16 protein-coding genes and 1 tRNA gene are annotated in these 20,721 nt (G+C 47.2%); 10 read left to right on the forward strand and 7 right to left on the reverse strand.

Annotated elements, in window-relative coordinates; all coding sequences use genetic code 11:
* Positions 1–25 precede the first annotated feature (25 nt).
* The 3 genes from QT984_RS01390 (at position 26) to QT984_RS01400 (ending at position 3,811) form a co-directional block, all read left to right on the forward strand.
* Positions 26–3,040, forward strand: coding sequence for a DUF5906 domain-containing protein (locus QT984_RS01390; protein ID WP_333055852.1), 3,015 nt, complete (start codon positions 26–28; stop codon positions 3,038–3,040).
* Positions 3,041–3,179: 139 nt separating this feature from the next.
* Entirely contained in the window at positions 3,180–3,500 is a 321-nt protein-coding gene (locus tag QT984_RS01395) for a hypothetical protein (RefSeq protein WP_333055853.1), read from the forward strand.
* Positions 3,501–3,532: 32 nt separating this feature from the next.
* A complete protein-coding gene (locus QT984_RS01400) occupies positions 3,533–3,811 on the forward strand; it encodes a flagellar alpha dynein (protein WP_333055854.1) in 279 nt (92 codons plus the stop codon).
* 83 nt (positions 3,812–3,894) lie between these two features.
* Here QT984_RS01400 and QT984_RS01405 read toward each other — a convergent pair.
* Positions 3,895–3,968 (reverse strand) — tRNA-Arg (locus tag QT984_RS01405).
* Between the two features lie 1,344 nt (positions 3,969–5,312).
* On the opposite strand from QT984_RS01405, the gene QT984_RS01410 reads away from it, so the two are divergent.
* The 3 genes from QT984_RS01410 (at position 5,313) to QT984_RS01420 (ending at position 8,745) form a co-directional block, all read left to right on the forward strand.
* Entirely contained in the window at positions 5,313–5,987 is a 675-nt protein-coding gene (locus QT984_RS01410; protein ID WP_333055855.1) for an Npun_F0813 family protein, read from the forward strand.
* A gap of 558 nt (positions 5,988–6,545) precedes the next feature.
* Positions 6,546–7,616: a hypothetical protein gene (locus tag QT984_RS01415; protein WP_333055856.1), complete on the forward strand. Its 1,071-nt coding sequence runs from the start codon at positions 6,546–6,548 to the stop codon at positions 7,614–7,616.
* A gap of 154 nt (positions 7,617–7,770) precedes the next feature.
* On the forward strand, positions 7,771–8,745 hold the full coding sequence (locus QT984_RS01420) for a hypothetical protein (RefSeq protein WP_333372894.1): 975 nt from the start codon (positions 7,771–7,773) through the stop codon (positions 8,743–8,745).
* A 14-nt stretch (positions 8,746–8,759) separates the two neighbouring features.
* Here the strand turns inward: QT984_RS01420 and QT984_RS01425 are convergent, their stop codons facing one another.
* Both QT984_RS01425 and QT984_RS01430 read right to left on the reverse strand, forming a co-directional pair.
* Positions 8,760–9,035, reverse strand: coding sequence for a LapA family protein (locus QT984_RS01425; protein ID WP_333055858.1), 276 nt, complete (start codon positions 9,033–9,035; stop codon positions 8,760–8,762).
* A 493-nt stretch (positions 9,036–9,528) separates the two neighbouring features.
* The gene (locus tag QT984_RS01430) at positions 9,529–11,019 is read right to left on the reverse strand and encodes a phosphoglucomutase/phosphomannomutase family protein (RefSeq protein ID WP_445305853.1); all 1,491 of its coding nucleotides are present in this window, start codon (positions 11,017–11,019) and stop codon (positions 9,529–9,531) included.
* 960 nt (positions 11,020–11,979) lie between these two features.
* Between QT984_RS01430 and QT984_RS01435 the strand changes: the two genes are divergently transcribed.
* On the forward strand, positions 11,980–13,074 hold the full coding sequence (locus QT984_RS01435) for a hypothetical protein (RefSeq protein WP_333055859.1): 1,095 nt from the start codon (positions 11,980–11,982) through the stop codon (positions 13,072–13,074).
* Between the two features lie 41 nt (positions 13,075–13,115).
* Here the strand turns inward: QT984_RS01435 and QT984_RS01440 are convergent, their stop codons facing one another.
* The 3 genes from QT984_RS01440 to nagA all read right to left on the reverse strand — a co-directional run bounded on the left by QT984_RS01440 (position 13,116) and on the right by nagA (position 15,964).
* A complete protein-coding gene (locus QT984_RS01440) occupies positions 13,116–13,508 on the reverse strand; it encodes a DUF423 domain-containing protein (protein ID WP_333055860.1) in 393 nt (130 codons plus the stop codon).
* A 331-nt stretch (positions 13,509–13,839) separates the two neighbouring features.
* Entirely contained in the window at positions 13,840–14,526 is a 687-nt protein-coding gene (gene bchM, locus QT984_RS01445; protein WP_333233023.1) for a magnesium protoporphyrin IX methyltransferase, read from the reverse strand.
* A gap of 208 nt (positions 14,527–14,734) precedes the next feature.
* On the reverse strand, positions 14,735–15,964 hold the full coding sequence (gene nagA / locus QT984_RS01450; protein WP_333055863.1) for an N-acetylglucosamine-6-phosphate deacetylase: 1,230 nt from the start codon (positions 15,962–15,964) through the stop codon (positions 14,735–14,737).
* A gap of 231 nt (positions 15,965–16,195) precedes the next feature.
* Between nagA and purE the strand changes: the two genes are divergently transcribed.
* Positions 16,196–16,717 (forward strand): 5-(carboxyamino)imidazole ribonucleotide mutase, encoded by a 522-nt coding sequence (gene purE / locus QT984_RS01455; RefSeq protein WP_333233025.1) that lies wholly within the window; start codon positions 16,196–16,198, stop codon positions 16,715–16,717.
* Between the two features lie 84 nt (positions 16,718–16,801).
* The gene (locus QT984_RS01460) at positions 16,802–18,400 is read left to right on the forward strand and encodes an ammonium transporter (RefSeq protein WP_333055867.1); all 1,599 of its coding nucleotides are present in this window, start codon (positions 16,802–16,804) and stop codon (positions 18,398–18,400) included.
* A gap of 304 nt (positions 18,401–18,704) precedes the next feature.
* Here QT984_RS01460 and QT984_RS01465 read toward each other — a convergent pair whose 3' ends face one another.
* Complete coding sequence (locus QT984_RS01465) at positions 18,705–19,307, reverse strand: IS607 family transposase (protein WP_333055868.1); 603 nt, start codon at positions 19,305–19,307, stop codon at positions 18,705–18,707.
* Between the two features lie 282 nt (positions 19,308–19,589).
* Between QT984_RS01465 and QT984_RS01470 the strand changes: the two genes are divergently transcribed.
* The gene (locus tag QT984_RS01470) at positions 19,590–20,507 is read left to right on the forward strand and encodes an SGNH/GDSL hydrolase family protein (RefSeq protein ID WP_333372900.1); all 918 of its coding nucleotides are present in this window, start codon (positions 19,590–19,592) and stop codon (positions 20,505–20,507) included.
* Positions 20,508–20,721 lie beyond the last annotated feature (214 nt).

Consider the following 20,721-nt stretch of genomic DNA (forward strand, 5'->3'; position numbering starts at 1 on the left):
CTCGCCGTAGGGGCGAGCAAAATTTATGTACGACAATTCTACTCCAGATAACGAGCAAACTTCAAGCACCCCCAAAAAGTTTGATATCCGCGAGCATCTCGACAAACTGGAACCAGGTAAAGCCAAAAATTACTATATTTGCCCTGTTTGCGAGGGCCACAGTTTAGGGATTAACTCCAAGAACGGCAAGTACCAGTGCTGGACAAGCGCTTGCTCAACCGCTGATATTCGGGAAGCTATCCGGCCACTGGCTGAATTTTTAGCAGAGTGCAAAGAGGACAAGCCCGCGCCACAGGCACAGAAGCCAAAAACCAGAAAGAAGGAATACCTACCCGTACCAGTTCCGATCGGCGCGAAACTTCTGAGATTACCTGCACCCGGAAAGCCACCTCGCACCGAACAACCCAAATACGTTCCCAAAGGCGTTCCCGACAGTGCCACACAGATTACCTACGCCTACAGCGACACTCAAAAGGTTTTGCGGTTTGATTGGCCCGATGTAAGCAAACCAAAAGGACGTGACAAAACCTGCCGCCAAATTCACATCGACCCCAGTGGTAAGGAAGTCTGGAGCAAGGGTGATGCTCGCTGGCCAGCATATCGGATTGATGAAGTTATCGAACTACTAGAAGCACTACCAGACGGTGAACCCGTTCTCGTTCCGATACTTGAAGGGGAAGACAATGTAGACCGTGCGAGGGGTATCGGCATTGCAGGGCTAACTATGCAAGGTTCCAATTGGAGCCATCCCGAAATTCAGATAATGCTCGAAACTCTGCAAGCGACAGGCAAAAACGTCAGTGTTGCAGTGTTGCGCGATAACGATGACGCAGGTATCAAGAAGGGTCAAGAAGTTTGGCTGGTTGCCCGTCACATCCAGTTCCCTTGTGTGGTTGTTGACCCGCGTGTCATCTACCCAGATATTCCAGATGCGGGAGACATCCGAGAAATCTTGGAAGCCATAGACAGCGAGGAATTCATCCGGCTGGTAGAGGAAGCAGTCAATAACGCTGCAACGGAATTAACTCCTAATATTTCTTTAACTCCTCACCCGCGCACGCGAGAAGAAGTAGTATGCCAGAAGTATGACAGTAGTATAAACGACTACATCCCAGACACAGCGCCGACTGCACTGCAAAACTTCGTACAGAAGGCAGAGGCTGCACTTTACTCAGGCGGTCACTGGAAATCTATTGGAGGTCAGCTTTATCACTATGTCGGCAGTCACTACGAATTGCGATCGGAGTCCGAGGAAAAGCGCCGTATCGGTGACTGGCTCAATACCTACGCGGAAAAGGTAAAGGGTGTTTGGGTTAACAACCGAGCCAAGTCTAGTAACGTCGCTGAGGTTCTCAACTGGGTTGTGAATCGGAATGCGGTTGACCCAAACAAGATAAATCCTGACGGTTTGAACTGCTCTAACGGGGTAGTGAGGATTAATCCTGATGGCTCCCACTCACTTGTGCCACATGACCCTAACCAGGTCTATACCTACGTCGGGAGCAAGTATGACCCTGATGTTGATAGCGCCGATTGCGATCGCCTTTTAGAGTGTCTTGAGCCAGCACAGCGCGAGATATTCCTGCGGACTGCTGCTGCTGCGTTGAATTTGAAGCTGGTACGGTCAAAGTTGACGGGCAAGGGAGTCAAAGGTTTGTTGTGCTACGGCGAGGGGTCTAACGGCAAGGATACGCTGCGAGCTGTGTTGGCCGCTGTCTTTGGGCGGGGGATGACCGGGAAGTCGCTGTCAGATTTCAAGGCTTACGACGGTGGACGTAAATTTGCACTGGCTACCATTGAGGGCGGTGTCTGTAATTGGGCTTCTGAGAATGCTTCAAATGTGAGTCTTGACGCTCTCCAAAGTCTTAAGCAGTTCATCACAGGCGACCCGATCGATATTGAACGCAAGGGTAAGGACAGCTATGAGTACAAGCCGACAGCTATCTTTTTGGCTAACTGCAATAAGCTACCGTCCATCACTGGGGGGACGGCTGCTATTGATGACCGCTACGGCATCTTGAGCTTTAGGAAAACTTACAAGCGTGGCGCTGTCGCGTCTCAGGGTGAGTTAGAAGCTGACCCGCGTTTTAAGGATGACCCAGACTTTATTCTGGAGCGGATTGCGCCGGCGATGCTCAACAAGATGTTGGAGCGGATGCCGCTGTTGTTGGCTGAGGGTATTGACTACAAGGCGACCCGTGAGGCGATGCGGGAAGCTCAAGAGGAAAGTCGGCACTTGTGGCAGTTTGCCCGCGAGGTTGGACTGGAATTTAACCCAGAGGGCAAGGTCTACATTGGAGACCTTTATAAAATCTTGGAGGACTGGTATCTGGAGAATGGGTGGTTGACTATTGACGACTCTGGTAAAAAAACTAAAAAGTCATGGGAAGCTGAATCGCCCTATGACTCACCAGTGAAGAAGTCTCAGGATTTGTATTTGCGCTTGCGGGAATTATTCCCCAAGATTGAGCGGCGCGTTGATACTCAAGAGCGTTACGGTCACAAATTTATTTTTGGCTTGAAACTTGTAAATTCATCGCAAGTATCGCAAGGTTCTTGCATAGAGCCAGTTTCATGGCAAGGTTCATCGCAAGGTGCAAGGCAAGTGACTTGCGATGGCACTTGCGATGAAACCCTTGTACAGAAACAACCTTGCTATCCTTGCGATGAATCTTCACCTTTTACAGAATTTTTGCAATGGTTCTCAAATCAGCCACAAAGCGAGCGCGAGAAAATGGTCAAAATACTCACTCAATCTCCGCAAGCTCAGCCCCCATTAAAACCGGAGTCAGAGCCTGCAGTGACATCAGTACCTGAAGTTATCAGCCCAGAGGACGCAGAAAAAATGCGAGACATTGCACTAATCTGGTGGCCAGAGTACCGTTCTGAACATTTACAAGCCCTGCTTACTCAAATGTTCGGATGGAATACTCCGGGACGGAAATACAGCGCTGCTACTATCACTGACTGGTTGGAGGGAGAAGACGAGTTAGTCCGCGATCGAATTGCTGAACTCATCCGTCTCCAAGGAAAAATTTAGCCACTGCCTGACAACTAACGACTGAATCCCATCCCCCTTAATTGGGGGATTTTCGTGTCTACAAGTTTTGTCTACAAATTGTTGACAGTGTAGACAGTTGTCAGTTAGTGTAGACAAATACTGTATACATGTGTCTACAATGAGTCAAAGTCAAGTCGTATCGTTTAGGGCTTCTGGTCACTTCCTGAACTGGATAGAAGCTCAGAAGCTAGACAGTGAGTCGCTTAGTCAAACTGCACAACGCATTCTCAAGGAAGTCTCAGGCACGTCTACAGCGCTGTCTACTTTGTCTACACCTATAGTGTCTACACTGTCTACGGATTTGTCTACACGAAGTAATGATAGCGTCGCGTCTACAGAAATTGTAGACACTGTAGACAAGGTTGTAGCCGATCGCCTTGACACCGTGATGGAGCGGATGGCCGCCATTGAGGAACGGCTGGGAAAATTGAGTGCCTGAGTGACGGCAACGATGAATCACTCAGGCAGGAATTGAAAGCGGCCAACAAGCAGCTTGCAGAATGGGATAAGGAACTGAATGAGTTACACGAGCGCAACGGCGATTTAGGACTGAAGGTGCAGATGTTGGAGCAAGAACTCAAGGAAGTGCAGCGCGATCGGCAAGCAAATAAAAACTCGGCTCCGACCGTCGCAGAATTTCCAGAGCCGGCCGACCTGCTTAACAAGTTGAAGACCAGACGCAAAAAGTCCGGCGCAAACTTGGCAGATATGGAGGCAGTTTTGGACATACTCAGCTACTTAGAAGAGTAGGACTGAGCTAAAGATGAGCGGAAAACCAGACTCTCGGTAGCTTAGTCAACCTGAAACCCTTGCTACGCAAAAGGATTACCTAACGGGTACGGCAGGACTTGAACCTGCGGCTCGCTGCTTAGAAGGCAGCTACTCTATCCAACTGAGTTACGCACCCAACTCAAAAATCGCTAACAAGATTATTGTATCGGTGCAGTGTGCGATCGAGCAAGTAAATTATTTGATGACTTACGCAGAAACCGCTTTTATCTAGAAAAATATAGCTTGCAGCGCGATGGTTAGGGAAAAAAACCAAGATGATGAGAGTGCCTTTGCCTTCAAGACTGTATCTGACAAAAGCTGGAGGGACTCACCTGCAAACAGCCCAATTGGAAATTTACAATCAAAACTAGGTAGGACTTGATACTCCCCACTGAGGAATCAGGGGGATTGTTGAATAAGACCACAAAGGGACTTTCAAAGGCGTTATCAATGCGCCTCTACCCACTCAGCATGGACGAATCCAAGCTTTGCGTATACTTTTGGCTTTTTTCGGCTTTCGGAGTCCATCACTTATGCCAGATAGGTACGCTCCACATTTTGATATTTTTTGTCAGTTAAATAGGCTGACTGCTCAAATGCAGTAGTGGCTTACTGTGCCGGAATCTCACCGAAACTAAAATGTTTCAACACGTAGATGGTTATTCTTAATCGCTGCACTTATCATATCATTGCGACTCAAGTTGCGATCATTCCACGGCGACGGTCGTCGCAGCCGCTTTCCTCCCCATGTCGGTAGCCCGGGGCTTCTCCCTCGTTTTTTGGTGAACTCGGGTAAAGTATTTAGAGGTCGAGTTGAAACCCCAATATTTGGTCGATCGCATATCTCCCCAAATTAAGACGGAACTCAGACAGCAAAAGAGTCACAGGTGCTTTTTCCCAGATGTCTATTGGTTATGTTAACATCCCGTAGTGGCAAAGCCTAAAACGCTGACCACATTACCGAAAAACCAGAGATCGTCCCCTGATTTGAGGTATGAGTTGAGCCAGAATGACTAATTTGCTGATATTGAGTTATGTTGGCTAACATTCTGCTCGACTTGATATTTGATAAAAATGTGGTAGAACTAGGATTGAAAGACTCAGGTGAAAATCCCTGATGGTACGGAGCCTCTATATAAGCTTCCTCTACGGCATCAAAGCAAAACAGTCAATCGCCTGCTCGGCACGAGCGCGAAAATCAAGCGTTGCCAGTACAGCAGTCGTAAATTGTGCGCGGGGGATTTTCCTTCGTGCATTGATTTATACGCCAAGGCTGAGAGACAATCTCAGCTTAGATAATTGTTAGCATTTGTTAGCAAAAAAGTATCGGAACGCTTGAGGAGAGCACCATCTCTGGGTGATCGGGAGCAATCCTGCTAATTTAAGTGGACTCGCTGAATCAAGAATCCCTTCGCCTTTAGGCATCGGGAGTGTCAAAAGCACAGCACCTCGGCCATGACAGGAGTCAAATCGCAGTGTCATGTTTATTCTGAAACGGCAGGATGTTGAAATAACCAATTTTCAACACCCAAAACGGGATCAACAAATTCCCATTCTCAATTATCAGGGGCAGACTTTTCGCCTGATCAGCGCCTTCAACGGCAAGCAAGCAGAAGACGCCAGAGCCTTGTGGCGGGACTTAACCGACAACCGAGGCAAAGCCTGTGTTCTGCTAGAAGAGCCGGATAGATATAGCGTCTGGGGAAAAGTCCGTTTAGATCAGCTTGCCGGTGAAGAACCGGCAGGGAATGAAGCAGCCAAAGCACCACTGTTCGCGCAGGCTTGTCTGCTGCTCCTCCAAGCGGTTTACTTCGATGTAGAAGACCTCTTAGGCGCAAGGCAAGCCACATCGTTTCAGAAAGATATCGCCAAGGTATTTCAGCAGGGAAACTTCCCCCAGGCAGACTCCCCTGATGCGATAAAAAACTGGCTAACCGTTAGTCCCTTGCAAAATCACAAGGTGCCTCCTTGGCAAGAGCAGCATCTCAAGACCTTATTGCAAGAACTCCACCGCTTGGGCAAATCATATTTTGGCAATACGGACTTCGCGGAGGGAGTGAGCGATGTGCTGCAAGATATGCCAGCACCGGATCGGACTCAGTTTCTAGATTGGCTGAAACAATCAGCCCTCAACAAGTTGTGGATCGCAGGATAGAAAATCTGTGACAATTGCTCAGACAATTGGGTCGAGATAATGGATCTTAGATAATTGCACTGTAGGGGGTACGCGATATACAGGTTGGATGGCCAACTTGTATTGACCAACCAAATTGTTGATTCGGTTTGGATGCCACCTATGGTCTGGCAATTTAACTAAGTTTCGATCGCATTCCCCACCTAGAATCATTGATATGAGTAGGGGAATGGGAAAGCAAAAAAACAGATACCTCAACCTTTGAGGGTATAATTTCAGAGATAGATTTGGTACTGTAAAAACCTTAAGGGTGGAGACATCTACCGTATGTCTATCATTATATTTCCGGGTACAAGATCGACTAACAACTAATTTATTGAATTAGTAAATAGATATTATTCTTGCTTAGTCTTTCTATAGTGTACGAGGGCAAAAGCCCCGACGACACACTGAGGACGCCAGTTATCCCGGAAGCGTCTGATCGAGGTTTTTTAAGGTTTTTGGCGAAAGAATCCTCATCTCCAATCAAAGATTGAGATGGGGTGCGTTCAACCGCTAGTTAGGTCTCGTGGAATCCCTATGAGTAGCACTTCAGAAAAGTCATCTACATCTTCATCTTTACTGTCAGCTCAGACCCTAGTGATTGTGGGCATTGTCTGGGCTGTCATGGCGCTGCTGTTCTTTTTGCTGTTCAGCGTCCCCCTCTCAGCAGAAGAGGGTTTACCTCTGTGGTACTCGATCGGCACTTATATTTTTGAATGCGGAGCATACTTGGGAGCGGCTTTAGTCTGTTTTAGAAACTGGCAAAGCCCGCACATGGTCAGCGGGCGCAACGTCTGGCTGGGCATTGGTCTGGGGATGCTGTTCTATTTTATCGGCGGTGTGCTATTTGGCATTTGGGAACTGTATTTCGAGGCCGACCCGGACGTGTCCCCCGCAGATGCCTTTTATCTGGGCAGCTATGTGGTACTGATTGGGGGCATGGTGATCGCTGTGACTTCCAAACGGCTGAATCTAGAAATTTGGCAGTGGGCTTTGTTAGCGGGAATTGCAGCCTTCGGGATTGCTGTAGCTATCTGGGTTGCTGCACCTGAGTCTTGGAGGCTACAGCTAGGAATGTCTCCAGCAGCCACCCAGGAAGTAGTGACAGGCTCTGCGCCAGCGCCAGGAGCAAAAGGGGCTGGTTTAGAAAATTCGTCCAACTCAATGGTAAAAGGAACAGCCGCGACTGCTGCTAAATCCGCACCCGAAGAAGAAGAAGAAGAAGAAGAAGCAGCAGAACAAAGTAAAACTCCCGCATGGGTAATAGCACTTGACAAGCAACTGTCGCCTTACGCCTATGCAATCAATTTGTTTTACATCGTTGGAGACGTTTTTCTGCTGATTATTGCTACTGCATTGCTGCTGGCGTTTTGGGGAGGACGTTTTTCTCAATCTTGGAGAATGATTGCGGCTGCAACTTTTTCGCTTTACATCGCAGATATGTACTTTAAATGGCGGGATACTCAGGCTGAGGGTAGTTATCAAAGCGGAAGTTTGCTGGAAGTCTTTTTTGTTTTCAGCGCCATCCTGTTCGGAATTGGAGCTATCTTGGAACATGACATCTCAACCCGTTCTCGCCAGAGCAGGCGCAGTCGTCGCGCAGCCTAGCGATTTGAGATTGGGGTTGCTTTGGCAAGCGATGGGGACGCGAAAGCTTTTTTGCCATTGTCAGCATCTCTGAGCTTGAAATCGAAAAGGAAAAATCACAGTTCGCTGACTGCTCGCCTGCGTCTTTTCACGTCTTTTTGCTGGAAAACTTGGCATGACGCCTACAAAACTCTCCGATTCAGACAAACGCGAACTCATCAGGCTGTACCGACAGTCCAACGAGAATACTATCACTCTGGCAAAGCGCTACGGAGTGAGCAGTTCGACTGTGAGGCGCATCATTCAGGGGGCTTTGTCGGAGCCGGAATACGAATTTCTAGTGCAGCAAAAACAAAAGCGTTTGTCCGATCATCGCACAAGTGTTTCTGAACCGACAGAGGCGACTACTGAGTCATCGGCAGATGGCGAAATCGATCCTGTAGCTGTTCCCCTGTCGGAGTCAGCCCCCCTCCAGCAGTCAGCCTCAAATTCGAGACCGACGATCAGAAAGCGTTCTGAATCAGTCCCTGAACCAGTTGCAGAATTGGATGTTTCTGATGTGCCAGATGTCCCAGCAGCCAATTTTGCCGATCGAAGCCACCGCGCTGTTGTGACTGGTGAACTAAAGGCAATGCTGCCAGCATCCGGGCTGCTGGCAGGTGAAGACTTTAGCGATTTCGAGGATGAGGATGATGAGGATGATGAAGACGATTTAGATGACGACTTCGACGAAGATGTAGAGGATGAGGACTCTCTGTCTGAAGGCAGTCTCCTGGGTTCATTATCGTCGGGGGAGTCGCTCCTCTTCGAGGGCTTCGCTAACGAGCTTCGGGGTACAGGACTAATTCAAGTTTTGCCTTTAAGCGAAGCATCTTTGCCCAAAATTTGTTATTTGGTGGTCGATCGGGCGGCAGAGTTAATCACCAGGCCTCTAAAAGCTTTTGGCGAACTGGGTCAAATTCCGGCAGCGGAAATTCGCGAGAAAACCCTGGCAGTGTTTGACAATCACCGAGTGGCCCGCCGATTTGCTACTCGCAATCAAAGGGTTTTCAAGATTCCTGACAGCAGTATTCTGCAAAAAGCAGCGCCTTATTTGCGAGCTAAGGGAATTACTCGGTTGCTGATTGACGGTCAGGTATATTCCCTGTAAGGGATCAAATATATTTAATATTGTACGGTGTCAGATTCTTCTGGAGTGGCCGGAAATTTAGGACGCGAGTTTTGGGAATCTGAAAGGTTCCACAGCGGTTGCAGTAGCGCACCTCCGATCAGTCCTGCACTCAGGCTCATTGCCAATACTACTCCTACGGGCATTTGTATCGATTGAAAAAAGATAAAGTTTAAGGATACTGGGGCGGCATTTTGCACTGAAATAATGCCGATCGCGCTGACTAAAATTGCTACTAAAAAACTAATGGCGAGCAGAGGAATTGTTTTCATAAACCGGTTGACAGGCTAGTAATTTAACTTGTATAATTGTTTTATAATCGGAATATGTGTGAAAATTTTATTTTTGCAAACACCCCATTATTTAATAATATACAATTTTATCTGGATAAAAGTCAAGTAGATTCGGAAAAAATTTAGGAATTTTTTAAATTAATTAAAAATTAAAAATAAATAGATAAATTTACAAATCCCCAACTTTAACAAATCCCAGTGTATTGCAAATATATACAGCGGATTCCAGGTTTATAAAGTACACCCCAGAAACCGGGTTTCTTCTGGATTTCTCGCCAGAAACCGGTTTTATTCAAGAAACCCGGTTTCTCTGTACTTCACTTACCTGGAAAGTGCTGTAACTGGCCCAGCAGTATCGATGATTAATGTTCAGAGGCTTTGCCAGAGTTATCAAAAATAGGTAAGGTGCGCTTCGGCGCACCTCACAATCCCAAGCACTAGGGGAAAAACCCCCGTTGGAATAGGTAGAAAGTTAAACAGGTTCTAACTGGGCAATTACCTTTTCCATGTGTTGGGCAACTTGGCTTTCTTTTTCCACAGAATTGGTTTCCATGTAAACGCGCATCAAGGGTTCAGTTCCCGAAGGCCGCAGCAGTACCCAGCCACCGTCTTCAAGATAAAGTTTAATCCCGTCTTTGCGGCCGATTTCCTTAACGCGGATACCTGCTACTTCTGTGGGGGGATTCTTGGTAAAAGAGTCCAAAACGGCTGCTTTGTGGGCTTCTTCTAGGTGCAAGTCCAAACGTTTGTTGTACAGGGGGCCGTTGGCTTCTTTAATGGCTTCTTCGACTAGCTGAGAAAGCGGTTTGCCTTCATAGGCGATCGCCTCAGCAACTAGCATATCAGCCAAAATCCCGTCTTTTTCGGGAATGTGACCCAAAACGCTCAAACCGCCAGACTCTTCGCCACCGATGAGCACCGCAGTTTCGCGCATTTTTTCGCCGATGTATTTAAAACCGACTGCGGTTTCGTAGATTGTTAAACCGTACTTGGCGGCTAAATTGTCCAGTAAATGAGTAGTTGCGACTGTACGGACGATCGCCCCAGTCAAGCCTTTATTCTTAACCAAGTGACGCGCCAGCAGCAACAGCACGGTGTTTGGAGTCAAGACATTTCCCAACTCGTCAACAATACCAAAGCGATCGCTGTCGCCATCGGTAGCCAAACCCAAATCCGCCGAATCCTTCTTAACAGCTTCCACCAACTCGACTAACTGTTCCCCCTTGGGTTCGGGCATTCCGCCCCCAAACAGCACGTCGCGGTAGGTATGAAAACTTTCGACATCGCAGCCGCAGTGTTCCAAAACGCCGTCGAGATAGCCGCGAGAAGTCGAGTAGAGAGCGTCGTACTTCACCTTCAACTTAGCAGAGCGAATCCGCTCCACATCGATCAAAGTATAAAGAAACTTCAGATATTCGGGTTTCGGGTCAAAACTGGAGATTTTATCGTTGTGGCTGCCTTTAGCTGGGGCATCAGAAGCACCAGCAATATTTGCCACAATTGTATCAGTAATTTCCGGGGTAGCCGGGCCCGCGTAGTCGGGGATGTATTTGATGCCGCAGTAAGGTGCGGGATTGTGCGAAGCCGTGAACATCAGGGCCCCTGCGGAGTTGAGATGCTTGGCGCTGTAGGCGATGACTGGTGTGGGGCAATCTCGATCGACCACTTTCACTGTCCATCCCAAATCTGCCAATACTTCCGCCGAAGTGCGGGCGAACTCGTCTGCCAGAAAGCGGGTATCGTAGGAGACTAGAACTGGGCGGTCTTTGGTGTAAGCGGTTTCTAGGTAACTGGCGATCGCCCGGGTGACTTTTCGCACGTTGGCAAAAGTAAAGTCATGGGCAATCAGTCCTCGCCACCCATCGGTTCCGAACTTAATTTCTGTTGAATTGCTGCTAGCGCTCATTTTTTCCACTTCCTCTCGTCCTACTAATCCTACCCGAAGCCATAGCCTTAAAGACATACCGGTCGTGCTGTTTGTGAGGATCGATCGCCCGTGGGGCCCGCATCAACCTAATCCTCTCGTTGTAGGGACAGGCTTGGGCCTCCGACAGAGGACTCGAACCCGCCGGATTTGGCAAAATGCGCGGGCTACCGGGCGAGTCACTCGCTAATTCTGGTTTTGAAGGGTAGGTGGTCGATCGAATGGACGACGATCAATTGCGGGCGATTCCCTACGGGATAGCTTCGCTTCACGGGGAAGCTAAGGATCGCGAATTAAATAATTTACACTCTTGAAAGTGGGATGGGCACTCTTAGCCCGTCCAGAAAGGGCGGGCTAAGAGTGCCCATCCCACAAGAACCATCACGCATTCTAAGTTATTTAATTCTCATTCCTAAACAACGGATCACAAAAAACTGCCCTGGCAATGGCATTAACTAAATGCACATAAATCTGATTCTCATCTCCAATTTAATTTTTTATTTAGAAAAGCCGATTGTTAATTTTTTTAGGGTTTCATAACAATCGTCAGGCTCACAATACAATTCTAATTCAGCTATAGAAATAAATTAACCAAAGTCACCCTTAGAGCGTGCTGTAGCTTAGCTTGTTTAATAGATTAGGGCGATAGACCAAAGCGCTCCCAAACCAACATCAAGTATTTCAAGCAGCAGTTTTTTTGAGATAGACTTGACTTTAATTATTCGATTTTAAGACAAATTAAATTTATTTGCAGCCCTCTTTATAGGTCAAAAAAATCACTTAGGATCGCGATCACAGGGTGATGGTGATCGATCACACAATAAATAACGTTATTAACGTGCAACTTATAAAAGATGCAGGCAGTCGAGCCAAATGGCTTATAGCTTTAAGCGTAATGGCTGATGACGGTCAGCGTACAAATGCAGAAAATTGTAGTTAACAACGTTAAAAATTAGGGGAATCGATCGGGTGCGACTTAATAAAAAAACGAGGTTTATCATGACGGGTATTTCACAAATATCTTCAAAATCTTTACCAGCAGCCGACCAATTTCAACAGGGCGCAAGTCAGGCGTCCCAATGTATTACCGAACTGGACATTGACCAACTCCCAAAAGCTAAATGTGTCAGCGTTTCTTCCTTCGCAGTTAGCTGGGCAAAAAAATATTACAGTACAGTGGCGACAAGAGAGAACCAAGCGCCACGCCAAATTCTCCCAAGCCTAGATTTAACTAATTTTGAGGGCAATAGAGCCCCCATAGTTGACAAATTGACAGATACCCTGAAATTAGCCAGCGAGATAGCTTGGAGTAGAGTAGAAGCTCTTTTAGAGACACAAATAGAGCGACACGCGATCGATCCAAGTTTAATTAATTCTTTAGAAATTGCCGCCGATTCTCGCACCTTATATCGGAAAGCAATAGACGCTTATGCGGATAGAGAACCTATTTTCCGCTTGTCAGTGCTGGTGGGAAAAGATATTATCAAAGTGAGGCGAAAATACTCAAAGACAGATCCGTTAGTGCTGGGATTTGTGACAATGGAGTTTCAATACACTAGCAAAATCTTGTTAGGATGTCTTTCGGAGTCAGAGAGAGCGGAATTTGCGCCCTACTTAAAAGTTGTAGACGACTATCTGCACATTCCCTACGGAGAGATTAACGAGGCGGCGGCGAATCAGCCCCCGAATTCAAGAGCTCTATTAGCCGTTCAGCATTTGTTGCAGCACACGACTCAGATTGCTAGTGCAGTGTACGATCGAGCTAGTGCCCAGCATCAAGGATACCGCAGCAGCAGCGGGTATTTGAGCGATCGCGAGGTAAAAATTTCTGGTATCCGAGATGTCGAGATTTTTCAAAGCTATTTGTGCTGGTGCGTTTTGGAAGGTAGCATTCACCCGGTACAGCAAGAATTGTTTCCAATTTGCGTGATGTTGTACCCGAAACTTCATGTAAGTTGGGAGTTAGTGCAGGATATGCTGCTGATTTTATTTTGGGAAATATGTGAGCGGCTTCCTGCTGAAGATTTAACGGTATTTGTACCTTACTTGCGTACTTTGACAGAGCTGTTTTCCAGGGATGTTTTTGATAATTAGGTAATTGATAATTGGTAATTGCTTCAAAATTTACCAGTTGCCTATTTAAAACTAAAAGCTGCGACTGCCAAACATCCCCAACCAACAATAAAAGCAACTCCCCCCAGCGGCGTAATTGCACCCAGCCATTTGATGTCGCTCAAACTCAGGGCGTACAAACTGCCTGAAAAGATGATTGTGCCGGCAATAAAAGCCCATCCAGCAACTGCAAAAAATGTTTGAGACTCTTGGGCGCGGCTCAAGAGTAAAGCGACGAGTAATAGAGCCAAGGCATGGTACATTTGATATCGGGCGCCGGTCTCAAAAATGGTTAAAGCTCGATCGCTCAATTGATTTTTTAAAGCGTGGGAGGCGAAAGCACCGCCTGCAACGGATAAACCTCCGAATACCGCTGCGACTGCTATAAAAATACGAATTAAAATTAGCGTTGACATACTATTTATTGAATTGGGAAGAAGGAAGTTCGGCAACGGATTATGTAACGGATGTAACGGATAGAAGGAAGAAGGAAGTTCGGCAACGGATTGTGTAACGGATGTAACGGATGTAAAGGATAGAAGGAAGAAGGAAGAAGGAAGAAGGAAGAGGGAAAAACATCTAATTGTTGATATCAAATGTGCGCGGTGCGTGCCTTATTTGTCATTGCGATCCGCCGCTAAGCAATCGCAGAGTATGGAGGTTCAGTTGCCTAACTCTTGGAAGGCAAGGTGCGCTAGGCGCACCCTATGCTGATGAGAAATTAGCTTTTTTGCAGATATTTTTAACCTATTTCCGCACAGCTTCCAGCAAGCGAGAATAGTAAAAGTTAGTGCTAGTCATCGCTGTTCTGTTAATAACAAAACCATTGTTTTCTAGGATTTTGATAATATCAGCTTCGCGGTGCTGGTAAGCCCGGGTAGTTTTGCTGGGGCCTGGGAAAAGTTCACCAATTTTTTTGAGGGCGGTGAGTGCTAAAGTTTTGGGTGCAAAACTAAGAATTAGTCGCGATTCGGCGATCGAACTTAGGTGTGCGATCATTTCCGCAGCCTTATTTTGAGGATAGTGGATGAGCACGTCCAAACATATCACCGTGTGAAATTTGCCGGTTAAAGCTTCCAAATCTTGGGCGGCGAAGGAGATGTTGTAGAGCTTGCCGGGAACTGCTGTCGATCGATCGTAAGCTTCTGCTACCATCTTTTCAGAGATATCGCTAGCACAAACAATTGCCCCAGCTTCAGCCAGGGGAATGCTCAGAGAGCCTACACCGCAGCCGGCATCGCAGACACAAAGCCCGGGCAAATTGCCGTCAGCTTGCAGCCATTTGATGACTGTATCCACCGTTTGCTGATGCCCGGTGCGGATGTCTAGCTGAACTTTATTGACTTTGCCCTCGCCGTAAATTCGCTGCCAGCGATCGAATCCCGTCGAGTTAAAATACTGTCTAACTATAGTCTTGTCGTCTACCAAATTCATCGATCTGCCTGCTGCTGATTTATTGCCAACGGTTAGATATTATATAGCAATACGGTTCGGAAAATGTGCAACTTGCAACAACCGATTTTAGATGGGCGATTTGAGATTTTAGATGCAAACGGCACATCTAAAATCTCAAATCGATCGGGTGATACCAGTTCGCCCATTCCCAATTCTTCAATTCTTTAATTTAAAATGGTATAACAGGTTAAAATAACCGATGCCAAGTCAATTGCTTTGTCGCAGCATTTAAATTCCAGCGCAACAATTGAGTTGCAGATTTGCCAATAATTCCCGAAATTCCGATCGCCCTTCTCGGAGATTCAGTTGCCAGGGCGATCGCACTTTCGGCATCGCAAATTCCCCACTCCACTAAATTCTGCACTCCCGCCAACAGCGGCAGAGTTGTACCCGCCAAAGTAGCAGATTCCAGGACTGAGTGGTAATCTAATCTTACCCAAGCTGTACCTTTTCTGACTTCAATTTGTCGGGAATCCCAAGGATAAACACCATCTGGCAAACCCAAAGGAGCTAAAGCATCGCTCACCAAAAAAACGCCTTTTTCATACCTACCAGCGCGCAGCAAAAAATCAATCATTGTCGGAGAAACGTGCTTCCCGTCAGCAATTAAACCGCATTTTACCCCCGGATAAACAATCGCCGCTCCCAACAAACCCGGTTCTCTGTGGTGCAAACTCGGCATTGCATTAAAAGCGTGAGTTACCATTGAAGCTCCCCGATCAAATGCTTGCTGTGCTTGCTCTGCCGTCGCTTGGGAGTGTCCAAGGCTGACGGAAATTCCCAAACTTTGCAAATAGGAAATGACTTCGCCAGTGCTGTCTAACTCCGGTGCTAAAGTAATTATTTTGACAATATCGGCACAATCTCCTAAAACTTGCTTGACATTTTCTATAGTTAGCGGTAACAAAAACTCAACTGGGTGAGCACCTCGCTTCTGGGGGTTGAGAAAAGGGCCTTCGAGGTGAACGCCGATAATTTCCGCTGTTTGGGCTTTATTGGTTGCGGCAACAGTAGTTTGTACAGTGCGGATATAATCAGCTATAGTCGAGAGCGATCGCCTAAACTTATCCACCGAAGTTGTCACCAATGTCGGCAAAAAAGCATCGACTCCCTGATTCCACAAAAATTGACAAATTTTCGGCAAAATTTCAATATGCTCGATTTCTAAATCGGGAAAAGCAAAACCGAGCGCCCCGTTAATCTGCAAGTCAACACCGCCCAGAGAAATCCAATCGCCTGCTACATCAACGACTTGCAAATGAGGAGGACAAATCCGTTTAAATACGGCGTCCATCGGCAAAACTTCTTGAATGATTCCCGTTTCGTCAACAGCAAGCATCTGCAAATCCTTGCAGCCGGGGAGGCGAGCATTGAGAATATCTGTGGGGGTGGCAGTTGGGGTTGTGGCTTCAGTCATCCGAGTTTAGATTTTAGATTTTAGATTTTAGATTTAATATTCGCTACGGATAAATCCGGTGGCTGGTGAGGAGGGGGAGCTTTTTGCTTTTTGCTGGCTGCAGGGCTGCTCAGACGGGGGCTGGTGGCAAAATTGCTTTTAAGGGTCAGTTTTGGTACAAAATATCTAAATTTGAGTTAACGCAATCATTTAAAATTAGCATTTATCTGAAATCTGAAATCTGAAAATTGCATGAATCAAGCGACAGTTGGAATTATTATGGGTAGCGATTCGGATTTGCCAACCATGAAAGATGCGATCTCCGTTTGCGAAGAATTCAGTGTTGCTTGCACTGTGGCGATCGTCTCGGCGCACCGCACCCCTGAGCGCATGGTGGAATACGCCCAAACCGCGCACCAACGAGGCTTGAAAGTCATTATCGCAGGTGCCGGGGGAGCGGCGCACCTCCCAGGTATGGTAGCATCTTTAACCCCCTTGCCAGTGATTGGCGTGCCCGTACCGAGCCGCCACCTGCAAGGGGTAGATTCGCTGTACTCGATCGTGCAAATGCCAGCGGGAATACCCGTAGCAACAGTGGGGATCGGCAACGCCAAGAATGCTGGCTTGCTGGCAGTTCAGATACTGGCAGCTCATCAGCCAGAATTGCTAGAGCGAGTTTTGCATTACCGCAAAACTTTGTCCGAATCTGTACTGAAAAAACAAAATCAACTAGAAGAGCTAGGCTATCATAACTATCTCAATCTCAACAAATAATCCAATAAACTTTTGTAGTAAGATTGGAAAGTTTTCCGAATATTGCTGAGCTTAGTAGCCGTAAAGAGGGTAAAAGTGATTAAAATGACTGTCGGAAAGAAAAAGTCGAAAAAAGTCAGGCGGGAGACTTTAAATTTGCCAGCAGCTAAATTTTTTACGAAAGTCAACAGGTTGAACAAGTTACCACGGGCGATCGCCCGCCTCACTCCAAGTTGGCAAGCCTGCATACCTTTAGCTGCAATCATCTTCTTGGTGTGGGGATATGCGGCCGTAGCCCAAACCCCTGCCACGCCAACCACCGAGGAACAATTAGCAAGCCTTAAGGTGGGGCTGGATACGATGTGGGTCATGGTGGCGGGGATGCTCGTGTTCTTTATGAACGCCGGTTTCGGTATGTTGGAAACCGGTTTTTGCCGTCAGAAAAATGCGGTTAACGTGCTGTCCAAAAACTTGATTGTTTTTGCGCTTTCTACGATCGCCTATTGGGCGATCGGCTTTGCCTTAATGTTCAGCAACGGCAACGAGTTTATCGGCAGCAGCGGATTTTTTCTGTGGAACGTAGCCGACAACAGCCCCGCCACAGGAGACGCTTATCAAGGCATTTTCGAGTCGCTTAACTGGACGGGAGTCCCCCTCAACGCTAAATTCTTTTTCCAATTAGTTTTTGCGGGAACTGCTGCGACGATCGTTTCTGGAGCCGTTGCAGAGCGAATTAAATTCCTTGAATTCTTAATTTTCAGCTTGCTGCTAGTAGGAATTGCTTACCCAATTACCGGACACTGGATTTGGGGCGGAGGCTGGCTGGCAGACGCAGGCTTCTGGGATTTTGCCGGTTCGACAGTGGTTCACTCCGTAGGCGGTTGGGCGGCTTTGATGGGAGCTGCATTTTTGGGGCCGCGGCTCGGCAAGTACCGCGACGGCGATACTGTGGCGATGCCGGGACACAATATGAGCATTGCCACCCTGGGCTGTTTGATTTTGTGGTTGGGTTGGTTCGGGTTTAATCCCGGTTCGACAATGGCCCTGGATCCAAATGCGATCGCCCACATTGCGATCACCACCAACACTGCCGGTGCCTTCGGGGGAGTTGCTGCAACCATTACGGCTTGGCTGTACCTTGGCAAACCCGACCTTTCGATGATTATCAACGGCATCCTCGCCGGCTTAGTCGGCGTAACAGCTAGCTGCGCTTGGATCAACGTGCCCAACTCTGCCATAATCGGCATAATCGCCGGCATCCTGGTAGTTTTCGCAGTAACTTTCTTCGACAACTTGAAAATTGACGACCCTGTAGGCGCAACTTCAGTTCACTTAGTCTGTGGAATCTGGGGAACTCTGGCAGTTGGGCTGTTTGCTGACGGGCCTACAACTGGACTTTATACCGCAGGCCCTGCAGCCGGATTGCTTGTGGGCGGAGGTTTTGGTCAACTCTGGGCGCAGTTGGTCGGCATTATCTCTGTAGGCGGGATGACCGTGCTGCTGAGTACGATTTTTTGGCTGGCACTCAAAGCTTTGCTGGGTATCCGCGTTTCGGCTTTAGAGGAGGCTGAAGGTTTGGATATCGGCGAACACGGGATGGAAGCTTACACTGGGTTTGTGAAGGAAACGAGCTTGGATAACAGAAGTGAGACCAGCTACGGCGGTTATGGTGGGGGTTCTGGGGGGAAGACTAACAAACTGTAGAGCGTGCGAAGAGATCGACCAATTCAGCTTTCGTGTCGTAGATTAGCTATTTATCAGCTAATCGACCTCTTTATTCAGAAAAACCCGAATCTGAAATACCCGCCAACTTATGGCTGTCTATCGTTGTGCTCGCGTTTCAATCTTCGATACGAACGCGGGCATATTTTTATTGTTAGCTTACTTTTAATGGCGTACATATAGCAGTTTTCGATTGCATGAGTCGGCGCCGATCATTGTTAATTGGTAATGGGGAAATGGGAATTGAGAATCTGTAACTAACGAACTTTGCAAACTGGTGTATTGATTAGAGTTTACCGGCAATTGCTTTAAGTTCTTCAACGACGCGCTTGTTCTTGGGATTCCTGGTGCCATCAAGGCGGGCGGAGACAACAGTGATTATTTCTAGTATATCTTTAGCTAAATCCTCGTCACAGCTAGTATTTTCGGTTTGATTTATAATCACTACCTCTGTCCCAAAGTGTTCGCACAAATTAAAAATTATTTCAGAACCAAATCTCAGCAGTCTGTCTTTGTGAGTTAATACCAACCTTTCTACTTGATTATCTGCGATCGCCCGAATTAGATGTTGTAAACCCTGCTTACTGTAATTAACCCCAGAACCTACATCCTCAATGATTTGGAATTGCCACCCCTGAGATGCACAAAACAATTCCAAAACTTGTTTTTGTCTGTCTAAATCATCTTTTTGGTTGTGACTGCTAACCCGAGCGTAAGCAATGGTTAAAGCGCCGTTGGGTTTTAAGCCAAGAAGATGAGCTAGGTCATAGCGTCTGTGACCGTTAGCGGTGCGTTCCGGTATTAGCTTGCCTTCGGCTTCCCATCTTCGCAAGGTGGAAGCGCTCACACCTTTAAGTTTGGCTGCTTCAGTTATAGTTAATTTTTTCATTTTTGGATTTTAGCATCAGAAATGAGTAATTTCGGTGAGTTTTAGATAGATTTTTGTTGAGATATGCTGATTGGACAAATCCGATTCCGGTGCCAGAAAGTTTGGTAGGCAGATTTTTTATGGTAAAGTAGTGCGAAAAAGTAAAGTTCTGCATCGCCGCCCTTGCCCAATACAGCACAGTGCTTGATTCTTACAAGAATTGAGGCTTTAATTGAGCGGTAAAATTTGATGCAGCAATCAGTGCAAATTATTCGGTGTGAGGCCTGCAAATAGCTTGAGTTTATGGAGAAGTTCGGAGGAGGTAGCAGAAGTAGAACTCATAAATCCCTCTTAGGGATGGAAGTTAGCCGATCGAAAACTGTTCCGGTTTGGGCTTTGCTATCTTTGGTGACGAACGGGGTACTGATACTTACAGTCGCTCAACTACTGCTGCAGGGAAACAACTTGACAGAAAGGTTCCAGGCGAATGATGCGGTGACGGCAGAAGCGGCCCAGGAACAAATTGGCCAACCGGCGATCTCTACAAAGGCAGTGCTAGACGTGCCCGTTCCCGGGCTGCGACATAAATGGACTTACCAGCAGTGGGTGACGCAGTTGGGTCGCGAAGCTGAGGCGGTGGCGGCGAATCGACCCTCAAGATTGAGTGTTTTGGCTGGGGATTCTCTCAGTATGTGGTTTCCGACTAAGCTGTTACCAGTCGATCGAATTTGGCTGAATCAAGGGATTTCGGGGGAGACTTCCCTGGGTTTGCTGAAGCGGTTGCAGTTGTTCGATCGCACTGCGCCGGATACAGTGTTTGTGATGATTGGGATTAACGATTTGTTGCGGGGGGCGAGCGACGAAGGGATTTTGGACAACCAGCGGCAGATTATTCGCGATTTGCGGTGGGCGCACCCCAAAGCACAAGTTGTGGTGCAGTCGATTTTGCCCCACAGCGGGGAACAAGCTACTTGGGAAAATCGCGATCGGCTGTTGGCGATTCCTAACAGTCGGATTCGGGCAATAAATCGACGGCTGAAAGAAATTGCTAGTTCGGAAAATGTTTTGTATCTGGATTTGCACCCACTGTTTGCGGATGCAGACGGCAATTTGCCAACTGAACTCAGCACAGACGGCTTGCACCTTAACGATCAAGGTTATCTGGTTTGGCGATCGGCCCTACAACTATTCGATCAGATGCAGTTGAAAAATGAGTCATGAGTCAATCGACTTTAGATTTTAGATTTTAGATTTTAGATTTTAGAATTGAAGCATTGACCCCACGGATAAATTCGGGGGGAAGGATAAAGTAACATTCTCCCTAACTCTCCCCCTCTACTCCTCCCACTCTCCCCAATTCAAAACTCCCGCCTTCTCCTCGACACCCCCTCTCCGATTACTCTGTTGTCACTGGCTATGTCAAGTAGCGACTGAT

The sequence above is a fragment of the Microcoleus sp. Z1_B2 genome, from assembly GCF_036700325.1.
GTDB lineage: Bacteria > Cyanobacteriota > Cyanobacteriia > Cyanobacteriales > Microcoleaceae > Microcoleus.